The 26,356-nt window shown below is 54.2% G+C and carries 29 protein-coding genes and 1 pseudogene; 5 read left to right on the top strand and 25 right to left on the bottom strand.

All coding sequences use genetic code 11. The annotated features are described in order from the left end of the window. The 5 genes from B4113_RS21120 to B4113_RS05930 all read right to left on the bottom strand — a co-directional run. A partial coding sequence (locus B4113_RS21120) for a 2-dehydropantoate 2-reductase N-terminal domain-containing protein (RefSeq protein ID WP_369802228.1) occupies positions 1-286 on the bottom strand: 286 nt, incomplete at its 3' end. A 38-nt stretch (positions 287-324) separates the two neighbouring features. Next, complete coding sequence (der, locus tag B4113_RS05945; RefSeq protein ID WP_033021196.1) at positions 325-1,635, bottom strand: ribosome biogenesis GTPase Der; 1,311 nt, start codon at positions 1,633-1,635, stop codon at positions 325-327. A 109-nt stretch (positions 1,636-1,744) separates the two neighbouring features. Continuing rightward, a complete protein-coding gene (locus B4113_RS05940) occupies positions 1,745-1,930 on the bottom strand; it encodes a hypothetical protein (protein ID WP_033844077.1) in 186 nt (61 codons plus the stop codon). Beyond that, positions 1,920-2,822: a YIEGIA family protein gene (locus B4113_RS05935; protein ID WP_033844078.1), complete on the bottom strand. Its 903-nt coding sequence runs from the start codon at positions 2,820-2,822 to the stop codon at positions 1,920-1,922. The genes B4113_RS05940 and B4113_RS05935 overlap by 11 nt, the downstream gene beginning before the upstream one ends. Next, positions 2,819-3,415, bottom strand: coding sequence for a hypothetical protein (locus B4113_RS05930; RefSeq protein ID WP_033844079.1), 597 nt, complete (start codon positions 3,413-3,415; stop codon positions 2,819-2,821). The genes B4113_RS05935 and B4113_RS05930 overlap by 4 nt, the downstream gene beginning before the upstream one ends. 1,233 nt (positions 3,416-4,648) lie before the next feature. Here B4113_RS05930 and B4113_RS18575 point away from each other — a divergent pair. Then, entirely contained in the window at positions 4,649-4,783 is a 135-nt protein-coding gene (locus tag B4113_RS18575; RefSeq protein ID WP_081897229.1) for a YpzI family protein, read from the top strand. A 739-nt stretch (positions 4,784-5,522) separates the two neighbouring features. Here B4113_RS18575 and rpsA read toward each other — a convergent pair. The 13 genes from rpsA to B4113_RS05860 all read right to left on the bottom strand — a co-directional run bounded on the left by rpsA (position 5,523) and on the right by B4113_RS05860 (position 17,624). Continuing rightward, a complete protein-coding gene (rpsA, locus tag B4113_RS05920; RefSeq protein ID WP_033021179.1) occupies positions 5,523-6,686 on the bottom strand; it encodes a 30S ribosomal protein S1 in 1,164 nt (387 codons plus the stop codon). Between the two features lie 135 nt (positions 6,687-6,821). Continuing rightward, a complete protein-coding gene (locus B4113_RS05915; RefSeq protein WP_033021178.1) occupies positions 6,822-7,409 on the bottom strand; it encodes a 1-acyl-sn-glycerol-3-phosphate acyltransferase in 588 nt (195 codons plus the stop codon). Beyond that, positions 7,406-8,080, bottom strand: a complete 675-nt coding sequence (gene cmk / locus B4113_RS05910) for a (d)CMP kinase (RefSeq protein ID WP_033021177.1) — start codon at positions 8,078-8,080, stop codon at positions 7,406-7,408. Before cmk ends, B4113_RS05915 begins: the two co-directional genes overlap by 4 nt. Positions 8,081-8,171: 91 nt before the next feature. Next, the gene (locus B4113_RS05905; RefSeq protein WP_033021250.1) at positions 8,172-8,351 is read right to left on the bottom strand and encodes a YpfB family protein; all 180 of its coding nucleotides are present in this window, start codon (positions 8,349-8,351) and stop codon (positions 8,172-8,174) included. 51 nt (positions 8,352-8,402) lie between these two features. After that, a complete protein-coding gene (locus tag B4113_RS05900) occupies positions 8,403-9,059 on the bottom strand; it encodes a flagellar brake protein (protein ID WP_033021175.1) in 657 nt (218 codons plus the stop codon). 699 nt (positions 9,060-9,758) lie between these two features. Next, the gene (gene ypeB, locus B4113_RS05895; RefSeq protein ID WP_033021173.1) at positions 9,759-11,102 is read right to left on the bottom strand and encodes a germination protein YpeB; all 1,344 of its coding nucleotides are present in this window, start codon (positions 11,100-11,102) and stop codon (positions 9,759-9,761) included. A 14-nt stretch (positions 11,103-11,116) separates the two neighbouring features. Then, positions 11,117-11,911 carry a spore cortex-lytic enzyme gene (gene sleB, locus B4113_RS05890; protein ID WP_033021172.1) on the bottom strand — a complete coding sequence of 265 codons (795 nt, stop codon included), beginning with the start codon at positions 11,909-11,911 and terminating at the stop codon, positions 11,117-11,119. An 84-nt stretch (positions 11,912-11,995) separates the two neighbouring features. Further along, entirely contained in the window at positions 11,996-12,673 is a 678-nt protein-coding gene (gene prsW, locus B4113_RS05885; protein ID WP_033021171.1) for a glutamic-type intramembrane protease PrsW, read from the bottom strand. Positions 12,674-12,757: 84 nt separating this feature from the next. After that, positions 12,758-13,726 (bottom strand): asparaginase, encoded by a 969-nt coding sequence (locus B4113_RS05880; RefSeq protein ID WP_033021170.1) that lies wholly within the window; start codon positions 13,724-13,726, stop codon positions 12,758-12,760. A gap of 77 nt (positions 13,727-13,803) precedes the next feature. Continuing rightward, entirely contained in the window at positions 13,804-14,784 is a 981-nt protein-coding gene (locus B4113_RS05875) for a YpdA family putative bacillithiol disulfide reductase (protein WP_033021169.1), read from the bottom strand. Positions 14,785-14,871: 87 nt separating this feature from the next. Next, positions 14,872-16,143: a Glu/Leu/Phe/Val dehydrogenase gene (locus B4113_RS05870; RefSeq protein ID WP_033021167.1), complete on the bottom strand. Its 1,272-nt coding sequence runs from the start codon at positions 16,141-16,143 to the stop codon at positions 14,872-14,874. Between the two features lie 338 nt (positions 16,144-16,481). Next, positions 16,482-17,072, bottom strand: a complete 591-nt coding sequence (locus tag B4113_RS05865) for a genetic competence negative regulator (protein ID WP_061912312.1) — start codon at positions 17,070-17,072, stop codon at positions 16,482-16,484. 159 nt (positions 17,073-17,231) lie between these two features. Continuing rightward, positions 17,232-17,624 (bottom strand): hypothetical protein, encoded by a 393-nt coding sequence (locus B4113_RS05860; RefSeq protein ID WP_061912311.1) that lies wholly within the window; start codon positions 17,622-17,624, stop codon positions 17,232-17,234. A 43-nt stretch (positions 17,625-17,667) separates the two neighbouring features. Between B4113_RS05860 and B4113_RS20930 the strand changes: the two are divergent. Continuing rightward, a pseudogene (locus tag B4113_RS20930) lies at positions 17,668-17,817 on the top strand (manganese catalase family protein); the annotation flags it as partial. A 46-nt stretch (positions 17,818-17,863) separates the two neighbouring features. On the opposite strand, the gene B4113_RS05850 reads toward B4113_RS20930, so the two are convergent. The 5 genes from B4113_RS05850 to B4113_RS05830 all read right to left on the bottom strand — a co-directional run bounded on the left by B4113_RS05850 (position 17,864) and on the right by B4113_RS05830 (position 22,048). After that, positions 17,864-18,310 (bottom strand): YpbF family protein, encoded by a 447-nt coding sequence (locus B4113_RS05850; protein ID WP_061912309.1) that lies wholly within the window; start codon positions 18,308-18,310, stop codon positions 17,864-17,866. 83 nt (positions 18,311-18,393) lie between these two features. Further along, positions 18,394-18,933, bottom strand: a complete 540-nt coding sequence (locus B4113_RS05845; protein ID WP_061912308.1) for a LysM domain-containing protein — start codon at positions 18,931-18,933, stop codon at positions 18,394-18,396. Positions 18,934-18,937: 4 nt separating this feature from the next. Further along, positions 18,938-19,522 carry a CPBP family intramembrane glutamic endopeptidase gene (locus B4113_RS05840; RefSeq protein ID WP_061912307.1) on the bottom strand — a complete coding sequence of 195 codons (585 nt, stop codon included), beginning with the start codon at positions 19,520-19,522 and terminating at the stop codon, positions 18,938-18,940. Next, the gene (locus B4113_RS05835; RefSeq protein ID WP_061912306.1) at positions 19,506-21,014 is read right to left on the bottom strand and encodes an ATP-dependent DNA helicase RecQ; all 1,509 of its coding nucleotides are present in this window, start codon (positions 21,012-21,014) and stop codon (positions 19,506-19,508) included. Before B4113_RS05835 ends, B4113_RS05840 begins: the two co-directional genes overlap by 17 nt. Continuing rightward, a complete protein-coding gene (locus B4113_RS05830; protein ID WP_061912305.1) occupies positions 20,999-22,048 on the bottom strand; it encodes a helix-turn-helix domain-containing protein in 1,050 nt (349 codons plus the stop codon). Before B4113_RS05830 ends, B4113_RS05835 begins: the two co-directional genes overlap by 16 nt. 305 nt (positions 22,049-22,353) lie before the next feature. Between B4113_RS05830 and B4113_RS05825 the strand changes: the two genes are divergently transcribed. From B4113_RS05825 to serA, 3 genes are all read left to right on the top strand, one after another. Further along, positions 22,354-22,602 carry a ferredoxin gene (locus B4113_RS05825; protein WP_011231729.1) on the top strand — a complete coding sequence of 83 codons (249 nt, stop codon included), beginning with the start codon at positions 22,354-22,356 and terminating at the stop codon, positions 22,600-22,602. Between the two features lie 217 nt (positions 22,603-22,819). Then, a complete protein-coding gene (locus B4113_RS05820; protein WP_033021150.1) occupies positions 22,820-23,323 on the top strand; it encodes an inorganic diphosphatase in 504 nt (167 codons plus the stop codon). A gap of 203 nt (positions 23,324-23,526) precedes the next feature. Then, positions 23,527-25,101, top strand: a complete 1,575-nt coding sequence (gene serA, locus B4113_RS05815; protein WP_061912304.1) for a phosphoglycerate dehydrogenase — start codon at positions 23,527-23,529, stop codon at positions 25,099-25,101. On the opposite strand, the gene B4113_RS20360 is transcribed toward serA, so the two are convergent. Together B4113_RS20360 and B4113_RS05805 are read right to left on the bottom strand one after the other, a co-directional pair. Continuing rightward, entirely contained in the window at positions 25,082-25,294 is a 213-nt protein-coding gene (locus B4113_RS20360) for a hypothetical protein (RefSeq protein ID WP_061912303.1), read from the bottom strand. The two genes, serA and B4113_RS20360, sit on opposite strands and share 20 nt — an antisense overlap. Continuing rightward, on the bottom strand, positions 25,295-26,107 hold the full coding sequence (locus B4113_RS05805; RefSeq protein WP_061912302.1) for a histidinol-phosphatase: 813 nt from the start codon (positions 26,105-26,107) through the stop codon (positions 25,295-25,297). It lies immediately after the preceding gene. Positions 26,108-26,356: the final 249 nt, after the last annotated feature.

Genomic DNA, 26,356 nt, shown 5'->3' with positions numbered 1-26,356 from the left:
CGGCGGGTAAATATTTTTCGTTCGTCCGCCGCTCGTTGATCTCTCTTACTTGTTCAGCGCGATGGCTCCAAAGACGGACGCGATGCCCGTTGTCGGCCAAAACGAGCGCCAACGCCGTGCCCCAGCTTCCCGCTCCCAGTACGGCGATATTCTCCATCGTTTCCCACTTCCTTCGTCCCATTGTCGCAAGCGTGAAAAAGCAGCCGCATCGCTCCGTCTCCATCCCGCCTTCGCCAGAAACAGAGGCGGCCCCCAGCAGCTGAGCTGCCCTATGGAGCGCGCGCACTGACCTCCCCTGCCCGATCAAAAAGATCGGCTCTCTCCTTATTTCCGCGGACGGGCGATGATTTTGATCGGCGTGCCTTCAAAGCCGAACGCGTCGCGAATGCGGTTTTCCAAAAAGCGCTCATATGAAAAATGCATCAATTCCGGATCGTTGACAAACGCGACAAACGTCGGCGGTTTGACGGCCACTTGCGTCATGTAATAAATTTTTAGCCGCTTGCCGTTGTGCGTCGGCGTCGGATTCATCGCCACTGCGTCCATAATGACTTCATTGAGCACATTCGTCTGAACGCGCATCGCGTGGTTGTCGCTCACAAGCTGGACGAGCGGCAAAAGCTTATGCAGCCGCTGTTTTGTCTTCGCTGACACAAACAAAAGCGGCGCATAATCCAAAAATGGAAAATGATCGCGAATCTTCCGCTCAAACTCGACCATCGTTTTGTCGTCTTTTTCAATGGCATCCCATTTGTTGACGACCAAAATGACGCCGCGTCCGGCCTCATGGGCATATCCGGCGATTTTTTTGTCCTGTTCGATGATGCCTTCTTCGGCGTTTAGCACGACAAGCACGACGTCCGAGCGTTCAATGGCTCTTAACGCGCGCAAGACGCTATATTTTTCCGTGCTTTCATAAATTTTTCCTCGCTTGCGCATCCCTGCCGTATCAATGATAACATATTCCTGCCCGTCGCGCACGAACGAGGTGTCCACAGCGTCCCTCGTCGTGCCGGCGATATCGCTGACGATGACCCGCTCTTCGCCTAAAATGGCGTTCACTAGCGACGACTTGCCGACATTGGGGCGGCCAATCAAGCAAAATTTAATCACGTCCTCCTCATATTCCTGCCCGCCGCCTTTCGGGAAATGACGGACAACGGCGTCAAGCAAATCACCAAGCCCCGTCCCGTGCGCCCCGGAAATCGGATACGGCTCTCCAAAACCGAGGGCGTAAAAGTCATAAATCAAATCGCGCATCTCCGGATTGTCGATTTTGTTCACCGCGAGCACAACCGGCTTGTTCGAGCGATGAAGCAGCTTGGCCACTTCTTCATCGGCCGCGGTCACGCCATCGCGGCCGTTGGTCATAAAAATGATGACATCGGCCTCATCGATCGCGATTTCCGCCTGCTGACGAATTTGCACAAGCAGCGGCTCATCGCCGATGTCAATGCCCCCGGTATCGATCAAGTAAAACGAATGGTTCAGCCATTCGGCCCGGCTGTAAATGCGGTCGCGCGTCACTCCGGGTACGTCTTCAACGATGGAAATGCGCTCCCCGACGATGCGGTTGAAAATCGTCGATTTCCCCACATTCGGACGGCCGACAATGGCCACGACTGGATTCGCCATGCTACCACCCTTTATCGTCATTTTTATATCGTTCCTCGTGAAAAACGCCCTTTTCGAAAAGGGCATACCGCAGCTGCTTTATTTTATCAAAAAGCGAAACGCTCAACAACTAATGTTTGACGATAATAAGAAGCCCCTCGCTCAATTCATGGGCGATGCCATCCAAAATCGCCTCTAAATTAGCGGCGATCCGCACCATTTCCTCGTTGGTCTGACAAAGAAAGATCGGCGCGCCGCCGGCCACGGTTTCGCCCTTGGTCGTCACAATGGCCAAAATCATTTTTTCATGCGTCATCACCGCCACCTCCTCTCCGCTTCCAGGGCCGCTTCGCCGGCATGCGGATGGCGCTTTCAAGCACCGGAACGTTTTCAATGACCGCCTTCGCCTTCTCGACATCTTCTACTTGCGGCAAAACAAAAATACCGACGCGCCCATCGTTTAAGTCCCGCTTCGCGAGCGGCACGAGCGCCGGCGTCCCCGAGTCCCGATAAATGCCGAGCGCTGTTGACACATCGTGCAAAATCGCTTGCCGCTGGCCGAGGTTGGCGATCGTCGTGCGGGCGTTGAAATTTTTCGGCGTTAAAACAAACCCCATGCCATAGCGCAAAATTTCTTCGCGCCGCGCCGGCAAGCCAATGTTCATGATGTAGATGTTGTCCACATACAGCCCTGCCCCTTCAAAATGCGGCTTGACATACTGGACGTCGGCGATATCTTTCAGCCGGCTTCCGCTCATAAACCGCCGCGCCACCACCAAGCCGATGAGGCTGGCGGCCAGCGCCGCCCCAATGTTCCATACGAGATAGGCCAGCGTCGATAAAAAAGAAACAAAGATGACCAAATAATTTCGTCCTTCAAACACGATGGCGATCCCTTCAATATACGTCTTGCCGCGCGGCACGAGCTCATACTGATCAAGCTCGTTCAACGTGTTGCGCTCCATGTTGCGCACATCGCGAAATTGTGAGGCGGCCAAGGCCAAAAATGTGATCGCTGCGAACTCTTTTTCCATAATCGCCGGCACGGCGACCGTTCCTAATCCAGCGGCAATCGCTCCAAGCGCAAGGTGAATCGTCCGACCGTGCAAATACGTCGGGTATTGCCGGTAATCGGTGCGCAGCAAGTAAAGGCGCGTCACCACCCCGGCGATCACTCCGTATAAGATCGGAAACGTGTATTCATTCACGGCTGCCTCGTCCTCCTTATCGGCCGTTTTTCTTCGAGCTGGAAGGCAAAAAAGCGAATCATTTCCCAAACAAGCAGCGACGCCACGCTAATGGCAAGCGCATCAAGAAAAGAAAAGGAACCGATGACATAGTCGGGCGCCATGCGGTCAATCGCCAAGGCATACACCACCTCGCCTTGACAGCCGCCCATGGCGACACAAACAAGACGGGCGAAAAGCCGGCGATGAAACAACGCGCTGACGATCGCCAGCCACCAAGCAAGCAGCCATCGCTCATCAAGCCAAATCCACACCGGATCAAACAGAGCCAGCAGGCGCAAGGCGGCGTAGGCAAACGCCACCCCCGACGTCGACCACACCATCAGCAAGGAAGAGCACGGCCGCTGCTTCACCATCCCGTAGCAAGACGCGAACAAAAGGACAAAAAAGGACAGCGCCGCCCGCATCGAACCGATTTTCAATTCAAGCGAGGCGGAACTGATCATCAAAAGCGCAAACGCCGCCAAAGCGGTCCGCTCCGGTGTCTTTTTCATAAAAAAGGTCGCCATCAGCCACAGCAACCAACAGCCGACATAAAAATAAGCGCCTTCCATTTTTTCACTCCTTATGATGTTCATTATGCCACCTTTTCTCCTTTCTTAACCGTTCGTTCCGCGGCACAGCGGCATCTTTCCTATCGCCTCCGCCAAAAGGGCCGCTAGGTTTTTGTTGAAACACGGGCAAACGATCGAGCTTGCTCAGGAATAAACGCAAGAGTGAGCGAAAAAGAGCAGGCCTATCGAGAATGAAAAGAAGGGGGGAGAAGCCGGAGGGCGTCCAAAAGGATCAGGACACCTGTCTCATCGCCATATAAGTACCAGCCGTATCTCTGCCACACGATATTCTTTTGAGGGGGAGATCGCCTTTTCGGTCAGTCCCCTCCCCAACAGAAACTGTCCCCAAAAAGTCGGTGAACGATCTTTTTGGGGACGCACCATTTGCTGATCTCCGGTTGTAATAGGAGTACATATCACAAAGGGGATATTATTTCACGTTATTCACTTGGTTCATCTCGCCGTCGTCTTCAATGAATACTGCTTCCCAAATATTATTTCACTTTGTTCACTTGGTTGATTTGAAAATCGTTAAATGGAAGCCATTGAAATGGTTCGGTATAATTTCGCATTCGAACGAAATATTGATGTTGATTATCTTCCATTTTGAGAACGAGCTCAAAGGCATGACTTCCTTTTTTCGTCTTTGACAAAATTTTGAATCGAAGCGGATGATTTAACGAACGAATTTCCTCCACCGCCTTCGGATCCGAGCGGAAATTCACTTTCTCAACTGATAAGTTGTCTAATTGTGTTCGTAACTGGTAATTCAACAACAAAGTAGAATGACCTAGCAACGGAATGAACATAATGAGAAATATCAAACTTGGAAAGAGATAGGCAAGTATTTTTCTTGGGATAAAATCATGAAACACTACAATCAAAATCAAAATCAAAATAAGAAAGAAAAATAGGAAGTTGAAAAACAAAGATACCATAAATCTGCCTTCTTTCCATATCAACTTGAAAATTTGCGCAATATCCATGCTCTGAAAGAGGAACCTCTCCAGAGCCGGTGATTGAACTTTGCAATGTCATTGCTTAACTAGACAAACCTTGTTGCAGCGCTCCTACTTTTCACGCGTTCCCCCATTGATAAAAGGAATCAGCGATCTTTCACGTTATCCCTGCGCATCCTCAACGCCTTGTCCTTTCCTCCAAGATCCCATGTATAAAATCCTTGGTCGAAATCCATAGTAAAAATGATCCTTGGACAGAAAGGAGCAACGTATCATGGGAAACGACCGGCAGGAGAAAAAACTGAAACAGTCGCGGCAAGTTCAGTCCGACCGCGACCAGTCGCTTTCGTATCAAGGAGCCGCTCGGCTCGATACACCAGACGAAGCGCGCGAACGGAACAAGCACTAGCAGGCTGGTGAAAAACCGCTGTCACACACCAATCGGCGACATTTTCATTCCAAAAAGAAAGCTGATTCTGCGAGGTTTCTCTCATTGAGAAATGAGTAGAACTCAGCGGTATTTTGCCCTAAATCACCGGCCTTCTAGAAGGCCGGTGAAAAACCGCTGATTCCTTTCATCAATAGGAGAATGAGCGAAAAGCAGGACCGATGTAACAAGGTTTTTCTAAGTGAGAAATAACATTGTAAAGCGGTATCACGATTAAATCACCAGCCTCCTAGAAACCTGATGAAAAACAACGTTGTTCGATTGGTGAGAAATGACAAGGAATGAAATGATGACGTTGCAAGAATTTTCCGTTTGAGAAACACGGTTCGAGAGCAGTAGTTCCCCTTCAACATCGGCCTTCTAGAGGAAAAGCGCAGGCGTCCCCACGGAACGGACGCCTGCACTTTTTTTGACCGCGGGAGCAGCCGGCCAACCAAAGAGGCCGCGGCGGGCAGGCCGGCTTCATTTCTCGGTTGTTTGGCGTGAAAGCCCGCACGCCGGCTTTCGTCTTTCGGCACCCCAACAACAAAGAGAGGGGGCCCGAACGACCGAGCCCCCTTTTTCACCGCTGTATCTCGCTTGCCGTTTCTGCCGCGCGAGGGTGGGCCGATTCGGGAGACGGGCGACCGTTTCGGCCCTCTTTTTTACTGCTGTGCACCGCACCTTGTGCGCGTTTGATCCGGCGTTCGATCACCGTCTGTTATTTTAATTTTTTCAGCTGTTCGCCGATCACTTCGCCAAGCTGAAAGCCGCGCGCTTCCGCAGTCCTTGTGTACGAGCTGTAATCCTCGGCCGGCGCAGCCGCCTCTTCTTCAAGCAGCGCGCGAATGCTCAAGGAAATGCGGTGCTCCGCTTCGTTGACATCGAGCACTTTTGCCTTGACTTGATCGCCTTCTTTCAGCACTTCATGCGGCGAACCGATGCGGCGATTGGCAATTTGCGAAACGTGGACCAGTCCTTCGACGCCCGGGAAAATTTCCACAAATGCCCCGAACGACGCGAGCCGCTTCACCGTTCCCGTCACGACATCCCCCGGCTTCACTTTGGCGCTCACGCCTTCCCACGGGCCAGGCAGCGCTTCTTTGATCGACAGCGACAGGCGTCCGTTTTCCGGATCGACAGCCAACACTTTGACTTTGACGGCATCGCCTTCTTTCACCACATCGGCCGGATGGGCGACACGCGTGTGGGAAAGCTGGGAAATATGTACGAGCCCATCAAACCCACCAACATCGACAAAGACGCCGAAATCAGCGATGCGGCGGACGACGCCATCGAGCACTTGCCCCGGCTCGAGACGGGAAAGCAGCTCTTTTTGCTGCCGCTCTTGCTCTTCCTCTACGACCGCCCGGTGTGACAAAATGACGCGATTTTTCTCGCGGTCCAGCTCCACGACTTTGACGGCCAACGTTTTTCCCTTGTAGTCCGAAAAGTCTTCAACATAGTGGGGCTCAACGAGCGACGCCGGAATGAAGCCGCGCACTCCGACATCGGCGACAAGCCCGCCTTTGACGATGTCCTTGACGACCGTTTCAAACGTTTCGCCGCTTGCGAATTTGCCTTCCAGCTCCTCCCACGCCCGCTCGGCGTCGACCGCTTTTTTGGACAAAATGAGCAGCCCTTCTTCCCCCTCTTGACCTTCTTCGACCTTCTTGACTTTGACCGTCACCTCATCGCCAACAGCGACGGCATCGCTCGGTTTCTCAATATGCAAGTTCGACAGCTCGCTGATCGGGATGATCCCGCTTTGTTTGCTGTTTTCCACCTCAACAAGCACTTGCTTATCCTCGAGCTTGACCACTTTGCCGCGGACGATGTCGCCCACCTCATACACGTTCACTTGCACATTCATCTCTTCCGTCATCGCAAAACCCTCCTTCATCGACTAGCAACTGTCAAAAGCGCGCCTCGCACCGTGGCCGCGGCCGGCTGTCGGCAAACGAAGGACGCTTTTCTAATTAGTATACCATATTTTCTCAATCAACATGTACTAGAATGCTTAACGATGTTGTTCAAGCAGCTGGCGAATATGATCCATAATGTAATCGGCCGCTTCCTCCGGGCTCGCCTTCCGCTCTCGCAGCGGCGTCATGTCGACCGGCGCCCCGTATACGACTTTGAGCGGCCGAAGCGGTCGGTACGGGCCGATGATGGCGCACGGAACGACGGCGGCATCGGTGCGCAGGGCGAAAAAACCGACTCCCGGCAACGGCTTTTGCAACCGCCCGTCTTTGCTGCGCGTCCCTTCTGGAAAAATGCCGAGCACTTCCCCTTGTTTCAGCACCTCAAGCCCCATGCGCAGCGCCTGACGGTCATTCATGCCGCGTTTGACCGGAAACGCGCGCAAATGATGAACGAGCGTTTTGACAAGCGGCGTGCGGAACAGTTCCTCCTTCGCCATAAACCGAACCGGCCGCGGCGCCGTGATGCCGACCACTGGTGAATCGAGGTTGCTGATATGGTTGGCGCACAGAAGCACAGGCCCCTCGTTTGGAAATTGTTCCAACCCGATCGTTTGGATGCGGTAAAAAGGGGTGAGCACCCCGTTAACGACCACCTTGGCGAACGAATAAAAATCCACCCTCATCCAATCCTTTCGTTAACAATGTCCATGATTCGCTCCGCCACCTCTTCCACCGACAGCGACGTCGTATCGATTTCGACCGCATCGGGAGCCTTGCGAAGCGGCGCTGTTTCCCGCTCCGAATCGAGACGGTCACGGCGAGCGATTTCTTCTTTAAGCGTTTCCAGATCGGACGGAAAGCCGCGGGCGATGTTTTCCTCGTGCCGACGCCGCGCCCGCTCTTCCACCGAAGCTTTCAAGAAAATTTTCACTTCGGCATCTGGCAACACATGCGTTCCGATATCGCGCCCGTCCATGACGACGCCTCCGCCCTTCGCCAACGCGCGCTGGCGGGCGACCATCTCTTCGCGCACAAGCGGGTGCTTGGCCACCCATGATACCGCCTTCGTCACCGCCTCGCCGCGGATGACATCGGTGACATCTTCACCGTTTACCAACACCTGCTGTCCATGGCGCGATGGCTTCAATTCAATATATGTATCGCGAAGCAGCGACAAGAGCGCCTGTTCATCATCGATATCGATGCCGCACGTCAACGCGCGGTACGTCAGCGCGCGGTACATGGCGCCTGTATCGATGTACACGTAGGAAAGGCGATGGGCAATGAGTTTGGCAACGGTGCTTTTCCCCGCCGCCGCAGGTCCGTCGATCGCAATGCTAATTCGTCGTTTCATAATTCCTCCTGCTTGGTCCAAAGTGATGAGTGCATAAAGAAAATGCAGGAAACTCCTGCATGTGTCTACGTTCATTGTATCATATTTGCCGTCAACGGTCGACGGCCGTTTCGACCGATTTCATTTTTTCCTGTTTTGCGACCCCTTCATATTCGTACACCTTATTGATGTAAAGCTCGATCGGGGTGTAGAGGGCAAGCCATTGGGCGACAAGCAAACAGATTGCTTGGATAAGAACGAGCTTCCATAACAGCGTTTCCATCCGTTTCATCGCGTTCACCCGCCTCCCTTTTTCTAGCAGTATTCCACCTCCCTTGCCGCTTTATTCCTTTTTCCGTTCTTCGAGCTGCCGCTCAAAGCTGTAACGAATAAGGCGAAGACGGTCCTGCGGGTCAAGTTCAGTGAATTCGACCGACGTTTTCGCCGTATGTTGCCCGTTCGTCACTGTGCGCACGACGGCGGCTTTCGTCTGAACATAATGATACTCCCCCGAGCGCATGGGCAGCACAAGCCAAAGTTCAACCGGCATTCTAGGATGCAAAAGCGGTGCAACAGCCGGCGGAACAACGAGCGCCGCGCCGCCGGCGCTAAGATCCACGGTCATCGTCGCAAAAGGGGCGAACTCGCCGTTGAGCGGATGGACAGCGGCATCGACGTTCGTTTTCACCCGCACGTAACGGCGGCGTTGAACGCGCAGAAGCGCTTCCTCCCCCGGATAAGATAAAACAATCATCGGCAGCGGAACGCGCACTTTCCCTTTCACTTCTGTGTCAAACAAGTATAAGCCCCCATCCTGCCCGACCACGCTCGCCTTGAATTGCATGCCGTTTAACAAATACACCGTTTTTCCGTTTGTTTGATCGACCGGATAACCGATGTGAACCGCCCCGTCGCCGATGTCGAGCACCTTGCTCTGATATTGCTGCGCCGAGCCGTCCAGCGGTTCAAGGCGGATCGAATCCCCGATTTTGATCGTCATCGTTCTCTTTTCCCCTTTTCAGCCAGCTTCGCTGAGACATTCGCCTCTGTCTTTGAATGGTTGTTCAAGACAATTATACCATATCGTCCTTCAGACTTGTTACCCATTCCGGCATGAAAATCATCGCGCGCCGCACGGGATGGTGGTGGAAACGTTCCATGGACAGCGTTTGGCCCGCTGTCCGAGGGTGAGAATAACCCCATGGACAACGTTTGGCCTTCCACCCGAGGATGAAAATCAACGCTTGCCGACGGAATTTTCACGGAAAAGATCCATGGGCAATGGTTTGCCCTCCACCCGGGGATGAAAATCCGCGCCAGTGCGGCATTTTCACGGAAAATTCAACGGGCAGCGTTTTCCCTCCATCTAGGGCTGAACATCACGCGCCAGTGCGGCATTTTCACGGAAAAGATCCATGGGCAGCGTGATCTGCCCTCCACCCGGGGATGAAAATCCTACGCCAGTCCTGCATTTTCACGGAAACGTTCCGCAAGCCATGGTTTGTCCTCCCTCCGAGGATGAAAATCCGCGCAATTCTACTTCACAGAAACGTTCCATCGACAGTGTTTGGTCCGCCATCCAAGGGTGAGAATAACCTCATGGACAACGTTTGGCCCGCCGTCCGGGAATGAACCGAAGGGCGGTGCGTGTTCAAAAAAGCAAGAAAAGACGCCCGTGCTTTCGGGCGCCTTTCCTCCTTTATCCGTAAGCGGGTTCAACGCTTTCTAATTTTTCCACTTTTTCCTCTAGTCCTGTTGAGGCGTTGATGAACAGCTGGTACGTATCGTCGCCCATCGTTCCTAAAAATTCATAGCAAAGCACCGGCTTTTGCAAATCGTTCATAATAACCGCTTGGCGCTGTTCCATCACCTTTAAATGCGGGTTCAACTTTTTCTTCGCCGCCTCGACGGTGAGTTTCGGCTTCGGCAGCGGACGCGGAATGGACGATGATAAATAGTCGCGCGCGGTAAAACCGACTACACGGCCGTTATCGAGCGCCACTTTCATTTGCACCGCTTCCGGGTAGATGCGAACGCCGTTTTCGCTTTTGACGAACGTAAGCACCGCCACATTGTCGTATTGCGTGCTGTCATACAGCTCAAATCCGGTAAAGCGATGCCGTTTCAAAAACGCCAGTCCGCGGTTGGCCGCTTCATGCAAACCGATGTTTGGTTTGCCGATCGGACGGCTGTTCAGCACCCAAATCGGGTAGCCGCCGTTTTTGGTGATATCCATGTAAATATCGCCCTTTGTTTTCGGATCATGAATCGTTACGCTGTAAAAGCGGTCGTCCGCCCCTTTGCCGCTTTCCGTCACCTTGATGTCTTCCGTTCCCTTTAACCCGAGGAAATCGCGAGCGATCCGCCGCGCTTCCGCCTTCGAAATCGGGCCGCCCTTCGCGCGCACGAACCCTCTTTCTTCATTGGCAAGACCGATAAACGACGGGCCAAACTCCGAAGAACTGGAGAACGTATCCACGTTTTTCTCGACCGCTCGAAACCCATCGATGATGATGTTGTCCCCTTTTTGGTCGCTCGTCGCCAACGCCAGTTCGACATCCATCCAACGCAAATTGTTTTCAAGCACCAAATGTTGGACGTTGCGCAATTCTTGGCGAATCTTGCCAGCGTTTTGATACAACGCTTGCAGCGTATGGTATTCTTCCTTTGTCAACGGTTCTTTTTCCAAATCGCGCACCGCTGTCCGGTAGCTGAACTCGCCGATGCGCGACAAAAACTCCTGCGTTTTATTGAAGGGCAGAAGCGACAGCGGCAGCTGGCCGACATCGGAATGGGCTTCCGAGGCGATTTTCCACACCTCGGCGAGCGCCGGCGACAACGATGCGTGCGAATTCATCGCCAACGTTGCTCCTAGTTTGTCATGAAGCAAGTCGATTTGGTAAGCCAAATCGTGAAACGCGCGTTGATAGTTGTTTTCCGCGTGAATCAAAATCGCGTTTTTTTCTTGGTGCTCGCGATACCCCCAATAGCCGGTGCCGATGACAGCAAGCGCAAGCACCGCCAGCAAAACGGTTCGAATCATCCGTCTCCCTCCTTTTATTTACAGAAAATATGGTTCCCGATCCGCTTAATTTGCGGCCGACTCCAAATCCACGCGTTCGTCGCCGTCGCCGGGTTGAAATAATAAATGGCCCCGCCGGTCGGATCCCAGCCGTTAATGGCGTCCAACACCGCCTTTTTCGCTGTTTCGTTCGGCGTCAGCCAAATTTGTCCATCGGCGACCGCCGTAAACGCCCCTGGCTGGAAAATCACCCCAGCTACCGTATCGGGAAACGATGGGTGTTCGAGGCGGTTTAAAATGACCGCGGCGATGGCCACTTGTCCGATGTACGGTTCGCCGCGCGCTTCTCCATAAACGGCGTTTGCCATCAATTGGATATCGTTTTGCGAAAATCCTTTAGGGACGTTGGACGCCGTCGCTTTCACCGTCCGCCCCCCTCCGCCGCTCCGCTTTTTCACTTGCTGGCTGAGCGGAATGCCCCCGTAGTGGGTGAAGTCGTTTCCTTGACGGATTTGTTCTTTGACAAACGACTCGTCATATTTCGAAGCTCTCACCAGCTTTTGTTTTGTCTCTGCACCGGCCAATCCATCGACCGGCAGGCCGTACTCATACTGAAAATGGCGAAGCGCCCAATACGTGCGCCAGCCAAATACCCCATCAATTTTGCCGTTGTAAAAACCGAGATACTGGAGCCGTGCCTGCAGCTCGATGACATCATCGCCAACCGCCCCGCGCTGAATCACTTGCGGCGAAAAGGCCGCGGCGTGACCCATCGGATACAGCGCCGCCCATACACCGAGCCAAAGCAACAGCAACGTTTTCCTTGCCATCTGCAAACCTCCCGTCAGCACTTGCCGTTTTTATCCCTATTTTCCTTCGTTTTGCTCGTTTTATACAAAAAAAAAGCCAAGCGATCACGCTTGGCTGTTGACGGACGGCAGCGCTGCAGTTCGAACCGCCCCTTTCGCCTGTTTCACTTTGCGCAGCGCCACCCACCATAAAGCGAGCAGAAACGGCGCCATGTAGTAGCTCCATCGCTCTTTCGCGAGCAGCAGCCAATCATAGACGCCGTGGAGGAAAAACGGCAGCAAAAACGACAGCCATAAATAATAGCTGCGCTTTTGGCGGGCGAATTTCGCCTTGCCAAAGTAAAACCCCATGATGACGGAAAAGAGCGCATGGCTGGACACCGGCAGCAGCGCCCGGACGAACGCTGTCTCCACGCCGTTGGCCAACAAATACAGCAAATTCTCCAACGTCGCAAATCCGAGTGAGACGCTGGCGCTGTAGACGATGCCATCATACGGCTCGTCAAATTCGTCATCATCATACACAAAAAAATAGACGACAAACCATTTCACAAATTCCTCCAGCAACGCGGCGGAAAGAAACGCTTCGGCCATCGGCGACGAAACGATTCGCTCTTCGGCAAGCACGTACTGGATGAACATGATCGGAAAGACGAGCAAAGCGCCGAACAAAAACATGCGCAACACAAATGAGAGCGGCTCCGCCTCGTATTCATCGCGCAAGTAAAAATAGCTGAGCAGCGCCACTCCGGGAGCGACGCCGGCGGAAATCAGCGAAAACATATCGATCCCCGTTTCTCTGTATTTTTATCTCTATCGTATCATGAAAACCGAGGCAAAAAAAGAGAAATCGCGCCGGCCGTCCGCCTAAAAGGCGAACAAACCATCGAGCGGGGCATCGGAGGCGAGGGCGACGGCCAGCTTGATGCGCGCCTTTTTCGCGTCGTAATCGCTGCCGAGAATGACGCCTTTTTTATGCAAATCATAGGCGCTGCCGAGATAGTCGTACGTTGTGTACACCGCTCCTTCTTCGGCGCTTGTCGTCACCACGACTTTGATCCCCATTTCAATAGCTTTGACGATTTCATCGACCATTTTGGGCGCCACTTGGCCGCGGCCGACTCCTTCGAGCACCAAACCGGCGACCCCGCTCTCGCGCGCGGCCCGGATGAACTTCCCGTCCGCTTCCAAATAACATTTCACAATGTCGACGGGCGGAAGCGGGCGGATGAGTTGGTAATGTTCGCGGCGAACCGGCTTTTGATACACATGCACTTCATCATTATCAATAATCCCCAAATAACCGAAACCAAAGGCGTTAAATCCTTGAATGTTCGAAGCATGCTCTTTTTTTACGTATTTGGCGGCAAAAATGCGTTCATTGAACACGACGACCGTGCCCGTCCCGCGCAGCGGCTCGGCGCAGGCGGCGTAAACGGCGTGGCGGATGTTGATGTACACGTCGCTGCCCAAATCGGACGGAGCGCGCTGCGAACCGGTGACGACAATCGTCCGCGGGTCATCGATCGTCAAGTCAAGAAAGTACGCCGTTTCCTCAAGCGCATCCGTCCCATGGGTGACAACGATGCCGTCGACCGTCGGATCGGCGAAATGCGCTTCGATCCGCTGTTTGAGTTCGAGCCAATGGGAAAACGTCAAATGCATGCTCGGCAATTGAAATACGCTTTCGACGATGATTTCTATATCATTTGGCAAATGGCACATCGCCGCCAACTCCTCGCCGCTTAACGCTCCTGCCCGGAGACGGCCGGAGCGCTCGCTCCGCTTGCTGGCGATCGTGCCCCCCGTCGTCAACAAAACGACTTTTCGTTTCATCCTATCGTTCACCTGCGCTTTCTATTTCCACTAAAGCCCCCGCCTCCCCGCCGCGACAAGGCGGCAAGGTCGTCGCGTTAAGAAGACGCGCCCCGCTCACGACGGGCGAGGCAGGCAGCGATCGCCTCCCCATGAAACCGTCCGTTTTCAATAAAAATCTCATTGGCATTATTGCCCGCCGCGATCACGCCGGCGATAAACAGTCCGGGAACGTTCGTTTCCATCGTCTCGGGATCGTAATGCGGGCGGCCGCTTTCCGGATCGACGTGGACGCCGATGCTCGTTAAAAAGCGATGGTCGGGATGATAGCCGGTCATGGCGAACACAAAATCGTTTTTGATCGTTTTCGTTTCTCCGTCGACTTCATACACGACCGCGTCCTCGGTAATTTCTTTCACATGGGCGCGAAACTCCATGCGAATGACGCCTTTTTTGACGAGCGCATCAAATTCGGGCAAAATCCACGGCTTAATGCTCGGCGAATAGTCGCTGCCGCGATACAGCACGGTCACGCGCGCTCCCGCTTTCACCAGCTCCATCGCCGCATCGACGCTCGAGTTTTTCCCGCCGATGACGACGCAGTCGGTGTTGAAGTACGGATGCGCTTCTTTAAAGTAATGCATCACTTTCGGCAGCTCTTCCCCCGGCACGTTCATATAGTTCGGATGGTCGTAATACCCGGTGGCGATCACGACGTACGAGGCGCGATACTCGGCTTTCGACGTTTCCAGCGAAAACGTTCCGTCTTGTTGGCGACGAACTGCTTTCACTTCCTCAAATGTGTTGACGCGCACGCGCTTGCGAACAACGACTTCCCGATAATAAGCGAGCGCTTGATTCCGCGTCGGCTTCCGGTTTTCGGTGACAAACGGCACCCCACCGATTTCGAGCCGATCGCTCGTGCTGAAAAACGTTTGATGCGTCGGAAACCGGTAAATCGAATGGACGATGTTGCCTTTTTCGATCACAAGCGGCGAAAACCCGGCGTCCTGCAAAGCGATCGCCGCCGCCAACCCGCATGGGCCGCCGCCGACGATGATGATCGTTTCTTCTCTCATGTTTTTGTCACCTCGCACGAAGCAAAAAATCCCCTATCTTATGATAGGGGATTTCGCGAAAGCTTGCAAACGTCAACGCTCGCCGCGTCATACCCAACCGCGGAATCGGCACGCTTCCGCCATTTTGCGGACGCCGACCATGTAAGCGGCAAGGCGCATATCGACGCGGCGCGTTTGCGCCATTTCGTATACGTTGTTGAACGCTTTGACCATCACTTTTTCCAGCCGCTGCTCGACTTCCTCTTCCGTCCAATAATAGCCTTGGTTGTTTTGCACCCACTCGAAATAGGACACCGTCACGCCGCCAGCGCTAGCGAGCACATCCGGGACAAGCAAAATGCCGCGCTGCGTTAAAATTTCCGTCGCTTCGAGCGTCGTCGGCCCGTTCGCCGCTTCGACAACGATGCTCGCCTTGATGCGCGGAGCGTTTTCGGCCGTGATTTGGTTTTCGATGGCCGCCGGCACTAAAATGTCGCAGTCGAGTTCAAGCAGCTCTTTATTCGAAATCGTATTTTTAAACAGCTTCGTCACCGTGCCAAAGCTGTCGCGCCGCTCGAGCAAATAGTCGATATCGAGCCCGTTCGGGTCGTACAGCGCGCCGTACACATCAGAAATGCCGACCACTTTTGCTCCGGCGTCGTGCATAAATTTCGCCAAATAGCTGCCGGCGTTGCCGAACCCTTGAACGACGACGCGCGCCCCTTCAAGCGATAAGCCGCGTTTTTTCGCCGCCTCGCGGATGCAAATCGTCACCCCTTTGGCCGTCGCCGTTTCCCGGCCGTGCGAACCGCCCAAGACAAGCGGTTTTCCGGTAATAAAGCCCGGGGAATCAAACTCGCGGATGCGGCTGTACTCATCCATCATCCACGCCATAATTTGCGAGTTCGTAAACACGTCCGGCGCCGGGATGTCTTTCGTCGGGCCAACGATTTGGCTGATGGCGCGCACGTAGCCGCGGCTTAGCCGCTCCAGCTCGCGGAACGACATCGTGCGCGGATCGCAGACAATGCCGCCTTTGCCGCCGCCATACGGCAAATCGACGATGCCGCATTTTAAGCTCATCCAGATCGATAGCGCTTTCACTTCGCGCTCCGTGACTTCCGGGTGAAAACGCACGCCGCCTTTCGTCGGACCGACCGCATCGTTATGCTGGGCGCGGTAGCCGGTGAAAATTTTCACTGTTCCGTCATCCATGCGCACCGGAATGCGAACCGTCAACACGCGAATCGGCTCTTTTAACAGCTCGTATACTTCCTCTGGATAACCGAGCTTCTCTAACGCTCTATGTATAACAATCTGTGTCGACGCCAGCACGTCGTATTGTTGTTCCTTTTCTTCCGTATGCTTATCGGCTGCCATACGTAAACCTCCTATAAGCTCGCTAGAATAGTTTGTCGCCTTCCATGTCATAGTATACACCTTCTGTGAGCGGATGCAAAGGAAAAATCATAAGAAAACAGCAAGCGTTCCTCGCGACATTATTTACGGCTGGAAAATTTACGGCTGGAAACCTTCTAAGGTGCCCCCATCAGCTTTCATCAAGCGGCAGGCCAACGATGACGCGCTTCCTTGGCCCATTTTCGAATTCGGGTGTTTTTCGGCCGGCGCAACATATCGCTCGAACAAAGCCGTGAGCACGTATAACCGTCACGAAAAAAGGGCCTCCCGATCCTTTTTGGGACACCCTCTTGCCCGCCTCAGTGGGCGCGAAAATAACGGACGAGCTGCTCGATGGTGCGGTGTTCGATCAGCCGTTTTCCATACTCTTGCACACGGTGTATCGTAATCGTGGCCGGATTGCCGAACTCGGCCAGCAAGGCGACAAAGTTATCGAGCGGAATGGGAGGCTCTTGTGGAACATGCAAGTAAAAGCGGTCTTGATACGAATAAAGCGCGCCGTCAAGGCAGCCGACCGCATGCAGGCGATGAGCGAGCTGGATGACATCTTCGAACGATTGAAATTCGTAAAATATGTCATCGCTCTCATCGAGCGTTACTTGCATTTCGATATAATCGTCGGCGAACTCTTCTTCCATGTCATCGTAGTCGCCTTCGTTCGTAACGATAACGACCATGCCCTGCGCCGGTAAAGAGTACACTTCGACCGCGATCGATCCGTTCACTTCAAAGCCGAGCTCTTCGCTTGCTTCCTCGATCATATCGCGGAACAGCTGATGGACTTTCAACGTGTCTTTCCATAAATCGTCTTTGGTCAGCCCGCGGTCCAACAAATCGTCGAATGTCAGGAAAATTTTTATCTTGTTGTGGGTCAAGCGCTCCAGACGCATCGGCAACCCCTCCTTACCTACAGAGCCATCTCTTACCGTTATTGTATGTCGGAACTGGCAATTGGTTCGTTTGTTGTTATTAATGAGTTTACATCGTTTCCCGGGTTTTAGACAAGCATTTTTTCTCGGTTGCTCCCCCGATAACCATACTTCCTCCTGCTAAAGCCGGCCGTCTTCAAGCAGCCGGCGTCCTCGTAACGTCATCATACCATAAAAGAAGGAAAAAGCGAAAAAAAGCGCCGCCAGCCGCCAATGAAACTGAAACACCCAGTAAAAATGGCTAAGCGCCGCTATGCTTATCAACCACTCACCAATGCGAACCCGCCGTCCGGCCAACCAACTCACCGCCCCGATCATCGCCCGGCGAAGCAGCGCGCCGTTCGCAGCGACCCCGAGAAAAAAACAGCCGAAAGCAAGCCATGATCTTAACGGGGAGAACAACAGCTGCGTCCAAAACAAAGTGGGAGAAAACGGCTCTAGCGGCGGGAGCCAATGCAAAAACAAGTAACTGCACAAGACCGCGACCATCGACGTCATCCATAACCGGCGCATAACGTTCCTCCGCGATTTTCTTGCACACAAGGGGGAACGAATGATGTGGATGTATGAAAACAAACTGCAATATCCGGTCCGCGTCAGCACGTGCAACCCGCGGCTCGCCAAATACTTAATCGAACAGTACGGCGGAGCGGACGGAGAGCTCGCTGCGGCGCTTAGCCGTTTCCCGCGCTCGGCCACAGTTCCGGCCGCCAAGCGCCGACAGCGGGGCCCAAGCGGACAGCAGGAGAAGATCAGCGATGTTCGTAATAGAGATTGATGTCATATTCGCGCTTCATCCATGCAAACACCTGATGGCGCTTGTTCCATTGTTCCTCCTCTTTCCATAAATCAATGCTTTTTTGGATAATTTCACAGCGGAGCGCGTGAAACTCCTCTTCCGCCTTTTCACTTTTTCCTTTATAATAAACAGCCGCCCAATACAAGGTACATAGAAAAAGAAGGAACGATACGTGAACGGGCGCGGCAAAAAACCATGCGAACCGCTCGCTCCATGTGCCAAACGCCGCCCCGTTGAGCACTATATAAAGAGAGAAGACAGCCAAGCCGGCAAAAGCCGCCACCTGCAAGAGCAATGTTCTTTTTTTTAAATATTCCCACTTTCTTTTCCGCTCGATGACCGCGAGCAACATTTCTTTCGTCACTTCGTCAAGGGAAAATTCAGCGGGAAAATGGGCCATGGCGCTCCCCCCTTCCTTGTCCTCTCTATTGTCCATCCTATGCAGCAGCAAATGAGGGTAGAACCGAAAGGGGGACGCCGGCCCTAGTTTTCTGACGGCTGCTCCTCCTGTTTTTCGGCGAGCGGAATGCGCAACGTCTGTCCCGGCTGCAGCCGGTTTGAGGACAACCCGTTTTCCTTTTTGATCATGTCCATGCCGCTTGGCGTCCCGTAATATTTCATGGCGATGCTGTAGAGAGTTTCATTGGCCGCCACGACGTGGGTGATCGTCTTGCGGTTGCCGGCTGAGCCGCCCCGCTGCTCGCCCGCCGGTCGTTCATCCTGCCTTGCCGTTGACGGAGACAGGGTGTCTTCGTTGTCCGTTTCGCGAATGATGCGCACCGTCTCCCGGCTGCTGTTTTCGTCATGGCGGACGATCGCCACCGTCCCCGACTCGGATTGGACGTGATGAAGCGCGAGCACCGCCGCCGGCAGCGTCAAAAACAGAAACATCAGCAGGCGAGCAGGGATGTATTTTCGTTTTTGTTCTTCTTTTTGCCGCCGCCGTCTCAGGCGGGAAGACGGCGCACGTTCCTCCGATTCCGACCGCCGTGTTCGGGCGGAGCGCTCCGGTGTCCGTTCCATCGCTTCACTCCCTTTCCTCCATCCCCCGGTGTAAGCGAATTTCGAGGGCAAGCACAACGTCAATCAAAAAATGGGCCGTGACGGGAACCCATAGACTGCCGGTTTGCTCGTAAAGCACGCCAAGGAACAAACTGAGCAGAACGACCAGCAAAAACAAAAACCATTTTTCTAAGTAGCGAACATGCAGCAGCGCAAAAATGGCGCTCGCCGCCCAAAGCCCCCCATGCGTCTGCACAACACCGCGAAACAGCCACTCCTCCGCCAGCGCGATGAGCGCACATAAAAAAACGATGTGCGGAACCGACCGCCGGCGGAAAATTTTTTCGTTCACCCCGCCATCGTCATACCAGTCATTAGGCAAACAGCGCATGGCCCAAAACTCGACAGCGAGCACCGCCGCCGCTCCGCCCACTCCGTAGATCAAGACATCGTCCGCAGCAAACCGCCAAAGCCGGCGCCATTCGGCCCCGTCAAACAACAACAGCGAAGCGATGCCGGCAGCCGCCAGAAGCAGCGCTTGCGTCAAGTAAAGATGAAACAGCACTTCGCGTTCGGTCATATGACGAATTTGTTCACTTTGCCGCTTCATGGGGAGGCCTCCCGCCAAAAAATAGATTCCACAGCTCCTCGCGCCAATCGCGAACAAAAACGGCCGTCTGACGGCTCTCGCGGCCTACATAGTCGTCGAGCGACAAGCCGCAGCGGTCGCAACAGCGGTCCGGGCGGACGGCCAACTCTTCGCCGAACGCATGAACAAGGCGGGAGCGGCGGCACGAAAGCTCGTGCACCCATCCTTCCATCTCCCGGACTTTTTTCCGTTTCCACCGGCGCCGCTCTTCCACGGCGGCCGCCACCCGTTCGCCAAGCAGCGCCGGCGCCCCAAAGACGAGCGACTGCTCCCGTTCTAAAACGTACGATAAAAGCCGTTTTTGTATGTCGGTAAACCGACTCGTTTCTACCCATACACGAAAACGATCCAATCCCGCCCCTTCCGGCAGCCGACGAAACCACTCACGCAGCTCGTGCGGATGGGGAAGCTCCGCTTCGGCCACCGCTTGGGCCATCGCTGCGTCGCCATCGGCGTAAAACAGCACAGCCAAACTGGGCGCGCCGTCACGACCGGCCCGCCCGATCTCCTGCACGTACGCTTCCAGCTGCGCCGGCATATGAAAATGCAGGACAAAGCGGACATTTTCTTTATTGATGCCCATGCCAAATGCGCTCGTGCAGCAGACGAGATCCAACTGGCCGTGCAAAAATTGCTGCTGCACGAGCAGCCGCTGCTCCCCATCCATGCCGGCGTGATAGTAAGCGACCCGCCCGGCCCCGCTCCGTTCGAGCCGCCGCGCGATCTCTTCCGCCCCTTGCCGGCTCGAGAAGTAGATGATGCCCGGGCCTTTGAGCCGCTGCGCGTATTCGATGATCCGCTCCGCCTTTTCTTCCGGCGAACGGCAATGCTCAACCTTTAAGGCGATGTTCGGCCGATCGACAGAATAAATGTGGCGTCTAGCCTCTCTCATCCCGAGCGTGCGGATGATGTCGTCGCGCACTTGCGGCGGCGCTGTCGCGGTCAGCGCCAGACACGGAGGGTTCCCAAGCGCGCGACGAACGTCCCCGAGCTTTAAAAAGTCGGGACGGAAATCATAGCCCCATTGCGAAATGCAGTGCGCTTCATCGACGACAAAGAGCGAGACAGGCGCGCGTCGCAGCGCGGCCAAAAACGAAGCCGACTGGAGCATCTCCGGGGAAGCGTAAATAAAGCGAAAATCGGCCAGCGAAGCAAGCGCCTGCCCCTTTTCCTCCTCGTCGAGCAGGCTGTGAAAGGCGATAACTCGCTTTTCCCCGCGCCGGCGCAGCTGTTCGACCTGATCTTCCATGAGCGACACAAGCGGGGAAACGATGAGCACCCGGCCGGGCCGCACGTAAGCCGGCAGCTGATAACAAAGCGACTTGCCGCTTCCGGTCGGCAGCATTGCCAACACATCGCGCCCGGCCAGCACATCGTCGATCACTTCCCGCTGCCCCGGGCGAAACGAATGATGTCCAAACTGCTTGCGCAGCGTGTTCACGATTTCATCCAACGTCCCACTTCCTTTGCCAATACAAGACGAATTTCAAAATAGCTGACCGCTCCGCCAAGCGCCTCGCGAATTTGCTTTAGCTTGCGCGTTCCGAGCGTCTTGGCCGCCGCCTGAACCGCCGCGGCTTTCTCGGCGGCAACAAACGGGGCGATCGAAAAAGCGGGCACATTGGCGGCGATTTCGACAAGATGGTCTTCAATCGTGCTCCGCTTCAAACGGCGAATGGCGGCGATTTCCTCGATCGTTTTTCCTTTTTGCAGCCATTCGTACGTTTTTTGCGCCGATTGGGTCAACGCCACCGGCGCCAAGCCGTCCATCAGCTCGGCCAGCGCTGGGGAGCGCCCCGCTTCCGCCTCTGCCATGATGTAATGAAGCGCATCGCGAAATAGAAATTCGACATACAGCGCCTCTTTTTGCAGATGGGCGGCGATTTGCTCGGCCGTCCAGCCGATGCGGTCCGCGCTCGTCAACCGCAGCGTAAACACGATCGCCGCTTCTTCTGAAACGGCAGCAAGCAGCTGGAGAAGCTCTTCGTACAACTCTCTCGCCAGCGCGACGCGGCCGCCTTTATCCATCAAGTAGCGCTTCACCCAGCGAAGCGTCCGTTCATCGCGGCAAATCGGCGCAAACCGCCGGCCGGCGTTTAAGTTCGACAACGTCTGTCCAATGAGGGAAAGCCGCTGCCAAAACGGCAGCTCCACCTCGTGGTAGCGCCAGCCGTTCATATGACGGGGAAAAAGCGCCTCCCGCTCGGAAAGCCACTCCTCCCCCGCTTCGGTCAGCCGGTACGCCCGATCCCCGACCGCCATGGCGAGCCGCTGTTCAGCCAGCCAGCCCGCCGCCGCTTCAAGCGAAGACATCGTCACGTTTTTCCACACGCCAAAAAACGGTTCAAGCTGAAACCATTTGCTGTCTTGGAGTGTCTGCGCCGATTTTTTTCCCGAAAATAAATGATACGAAGCCGCCAGCGTCCGCTCACCGCGAAACTGGCGAAGACACCAAGCGAGCAAAAACGACGCATAACTGTGCTGCATGGCCCTTCCTCCCTGCCTTTATTGTAGCAAAAAAAGCGGGCCGATCGGCAAAAAATCGCGTCGTTGACATTTCCACCACATGATCACAAAAATGAACCTCTCCCACCTACCTTCCATTTCGAGGTGGGAGACTTCTCGGTGAATGTGTTAAAGAAGATGCATATGTGTAAAAATACAAGCGAGCGATTTTTTTTATTGAAAAGCCGGCGGGACGGTCTTATTATAAAAGTGAAACGTTCATTTCCGAGCAGGCAACACGGAGATGGCCCGTCCGTTTCCAATAAACTTGGGGAGGTTCGATGTTTATGCCAAAGTATACGATTGTGGATAAAGAGACGTGCATCGCCTGCGGAGCGTGCGGCGCCGCCGCCCCGGACATTTACGATTACGACGAGGACGGCATTGCCTACGTCACCCTTGACGACAACCAAGGGATCGTCGAAGTGCCGGAGATTTTGATTGACGATATGATGGATGCCTTTGAAGGCTGTCCGACCGAATCGATTAAAGTCGCGGATGAACCGTTTGATGGTGATCCGAACAAATTCGATTGACATTTATGGTGGGCGGAATCGCGTCTTTCTTGCAAAGGCCTGTGGATCGCCCCCTCTTGCCGTGGCGGCAGGAGGGGTTTTTTGATGCCAGCGTGAAAAAATGGCCTATCACAAGTGGCGCATCTTGAGCGAACGTGCTACAATAAAATTGGCTTGTCCGCCGCCGACCGGCGGACAAGCTTTCATGTATACATAACGAACAAGGGAGGAACGGGTCATGGCATTCGAAAATAAAATTGTCGAAGCGTTTATCGAAATTCCAACCGGCAGCCAAAACAAATACGAATTCGACAAAGAGCGCGGCATTTTCAAGCTCGACCGCGTTCTGTACTCACCGATGTTTTATCCGGCCGACTACGGCTACTTGCAAAATACGCTGGCGCTCGACGGCGACCCGCTTGACATTTTGGTCATCACGACAAACCCAACGTTCCCGGGCTGCGTCATCGACACGCGCGTCATCGGCTATTTGAACATGGTCGACAGCGGCGAAGAGGACGCGAAATTGATCGGCGTTCCGGTCGAAGATCCGCGCTTTGACGAGGTGCGCTCCATCGAAGATCTTCCGCAGCACAAACTGAAAGAAATCGCCCACTTCTTTGAGCGCTACAAAGACTTGCAAGGCAAGCGGACGGAAATCGGCACATGGGAAGGCCCGGAAGCCGCGGCCAAACTTATTGATGAATGCATCGCCCGCTACAATGAACAGAAAAACCGATAATCAACCTGCGAATATTTGTTATTTCCGAACAATTTTGCCCGTATCGTTTGATATGGGCGCTTTTTTTTGTGAAACCCGAACATTTCTTTTGTAAAAAAACGTTTTCATTGGTATGACTTCTTTTTTCCCCATTGACAGAAACCGCTTTCCCGTGTTAAATTATCAGAAATTTAACATCCTTGAAACAGAAAGGGGCACCGACTGTGTTTCGCGTACTTGTTTCCGACGCCATCAGCGAAGAGGGGCTGGCGCCGCTCCGCGCATCGGCGCACATTGACATCGTGCAAAAGAACGTGAGCGAAGCGGAAGAGGAATTGCACACATTTGACGCTTTGCTCGTGCGCAGCGCCACCAAAGTGACCGAAAAACTATTGGAAAACATGCCGAACTTACAAATTATCGGCCGCGCTGGTGTGGGCGTCGACAACATTGATGTCGATGCCGCGACGAAACGCGGCATCGTCGTCATCAATGCGCCAAACGGCAATACGATTTCGGCCGCCGAGCATACCTTTGCCATGATGGCCGCGCTGGTCCGCCGCATCCCGCAGGCGCACATTTCCGTCAAATCGCGGGAATGGAACCGCTCGGCGTTTGTCGGCAATGAGCTGTTTGGCAAGAAATTGGGCATCATCGGCTTCGGCCGCATCGGTTCGGAAGTCGCCAAACGGGCGCGCGCCTTTGGCATGAGCGTGCACGTGTACGACCCGTTTTTAACAAAAGATCGGGCCGAAAAACTCGGCGTCTCCATTCATTCGCTCGATGAAGTGCTGGCTTCCGCCGACATCATCACCGTCCATACACCGCTGACAAAAGAAACGCGGGGACTCCTTGGCGCGGACAACTTGGCGAAAACGAAAAAAGGAGTCTATCTAGTCAACTGCGCCCGCGGCGGCATCATCGACGAGCGAGCGCTCATTCCATTTTTGGAAAACGGCCATGTCGCCGGCGTCGCCCTCGACGTTTTTGAACAAGAGCCGCCGGGCGATCATCCGCTGCTTTCGTTTGACAATGTGATCGTCACGCCGCATTTAGGGGCGTCAACGGTCGAAGCGCAGCTGAACGTCGCCACCCAAGTCGCCGAAGAGCTGCTCCACTTTTTTGAAGGACGGCCGGTCACCTCGTCGATCAACTTGCCGGTGTTGTCGAAAGACGTCTATGAAAAAATTCACGCATTCTATCATTTAGGCCGGAAGCTCGGCTTGATCGCCTCACAGTTTATGAACATCCCGGTGCAAGAGCTGTCGGTCACCTACGCCGGCACGGTCGCCGATCTCGAGACGACGTACATCACCCGCAGCCTGCTTGCCGGCTTCCTGCGGCCGCGCGTCGCCTCTACGGTCAACGAGGTGAACGCCGCCATGATCGCCAAAGAACGCGGCATCACATACGGCGAAAAATTTTCCGATGAAACGCACGGCTATGCGAACTGCATTTCCCTCACCGTCCACGGTGAAAACAAAACGTTCACCATCAAAGGAACGCACGTGCCGAACTACGGGGACCGCATCGTCCACTTTGACGGCGTCGCCATCGACTTTGCCCCGGAAGGACATCTGTTGTACATTCAGCATCATGACCGGCCGGGAATGATCGGCAAAGTCGGGAACGTGCTCGGGGCGCACGATGTCAACATCGCCACCATGCAAGTCGGGCGGCAAGAGGCCGGCGGAAAAGCGATGATGATCCTCTCGCTCGACAAACCGGTGGATGAGGCGGTGTTACACGCACTGGCGCAAATTGATGATATTGAGACCGTCAAACGGCTTGAGGCGTAGCCATAAAAAACGCAGGCTTCAAAATTCGGAAGCCTGCGTTTTTTTGTTCGTTTGCAACGCCAAACGGTGAGAAGGCGTCCACCGCCCCCAGTTGAGATTTCCCTTGCAAGCCGCCGCACATCCAGCCGTCCGTCCATGAAAAACGCAGGCGCCAAGAGATCAGAAGCCTGCGTTTTTCGCCATATCGTTTCACTTAACCGAGCGGCACCGCCTTCCGCTCGCCTTTCGAGAACGTCATGAGCTCGGTATAGCCGATGCTGCGGGCGAGTTCCACCGCTTTGTCAAAATCGGCACCGACATGTTCCGGCACGTGCGCATCGGACGATAATACGATCGGAATGCCTTTGTCATAGCACATTTTCAACAAGCGCGGATCCGGATACAGTTCGCCGACCGGTTTGCGCAACCCCGCGGTGCTGATTTCCACACACGTTTTCGAATTGGCGAGCGCGGTGGTCGCTCGGTCATATTGTTCAAGCAAAAACTCCTCGTCCTCGGGGACGTACTTGAAAATTTTCACCAAATCCAAGTGGCCGATAATATCAAACAAATTTGACTCGGCGAGCGTCACGACTTGATCGAAATATTTGCGATATGTATCGTACAAATCGCGCCGCTCCCACTCGTGGCGGTACTCGACTAAATCGATGCCGAAATCGTCGACCCAATGGATCGAACCGATGACATAGTCAAACTCGTACGAGCGGATGAAGGCAGCCATTTCCCCATGTTTGCCCGGCTTATAGTCCATCTCGATCGACATCTTGACATCGATGCCCGCATCCCATGCTTCGTGAAACAGGCGGACATAATCGGCCATATCGTAGCAGCGGCGCGCTTCGACCCACGGGTTCGACAAAATGTTTTTTGTCTGATAAAAGTGATACGCGTGCTCAGAGATGCCGAAGTGCTGAATCCCTTTCTTGGCTGCCTCATCGGTGAACTGGCGCAAATAATCGAGCGTCAACGTCCCCCGCTCCAAATGGTTGTGATAATCCGTCAACATTTCCGTTTCCCCTCTCTTGCTGTTTTTCTCATTATAACGCAGCAACGCAAGAAAGGACAACCATTGGTTGAATATTCAGGCTTCAGCCGTTGGCGCCGATGAGAAAAAGCAGGCCGACGCATGCCGCTACGCCGGCGACCGCTAAAATTCGTCTTGTCACATCCCCCATGGTCATCCCTCCCTCTAGAAATGTTGATTTATCAAGGCTTTTCGGCCCCTCAGGGGTGTCCAAAAAATATTTTTCGACAA

The organism is Geobacillus sp. B4113_201601 (genome assembly GCF_001587475.1).
In the GTDB taxonomy this organism is placed as follows: Bacteria; Bacillota; Bacilli; order Bacillales; family Anoxybacillaceae; genus Geobacillus; species Geobacillus icigianus.
This window is presented reverse-complemented; position numbering and strand designations above follow the sequence as displayed.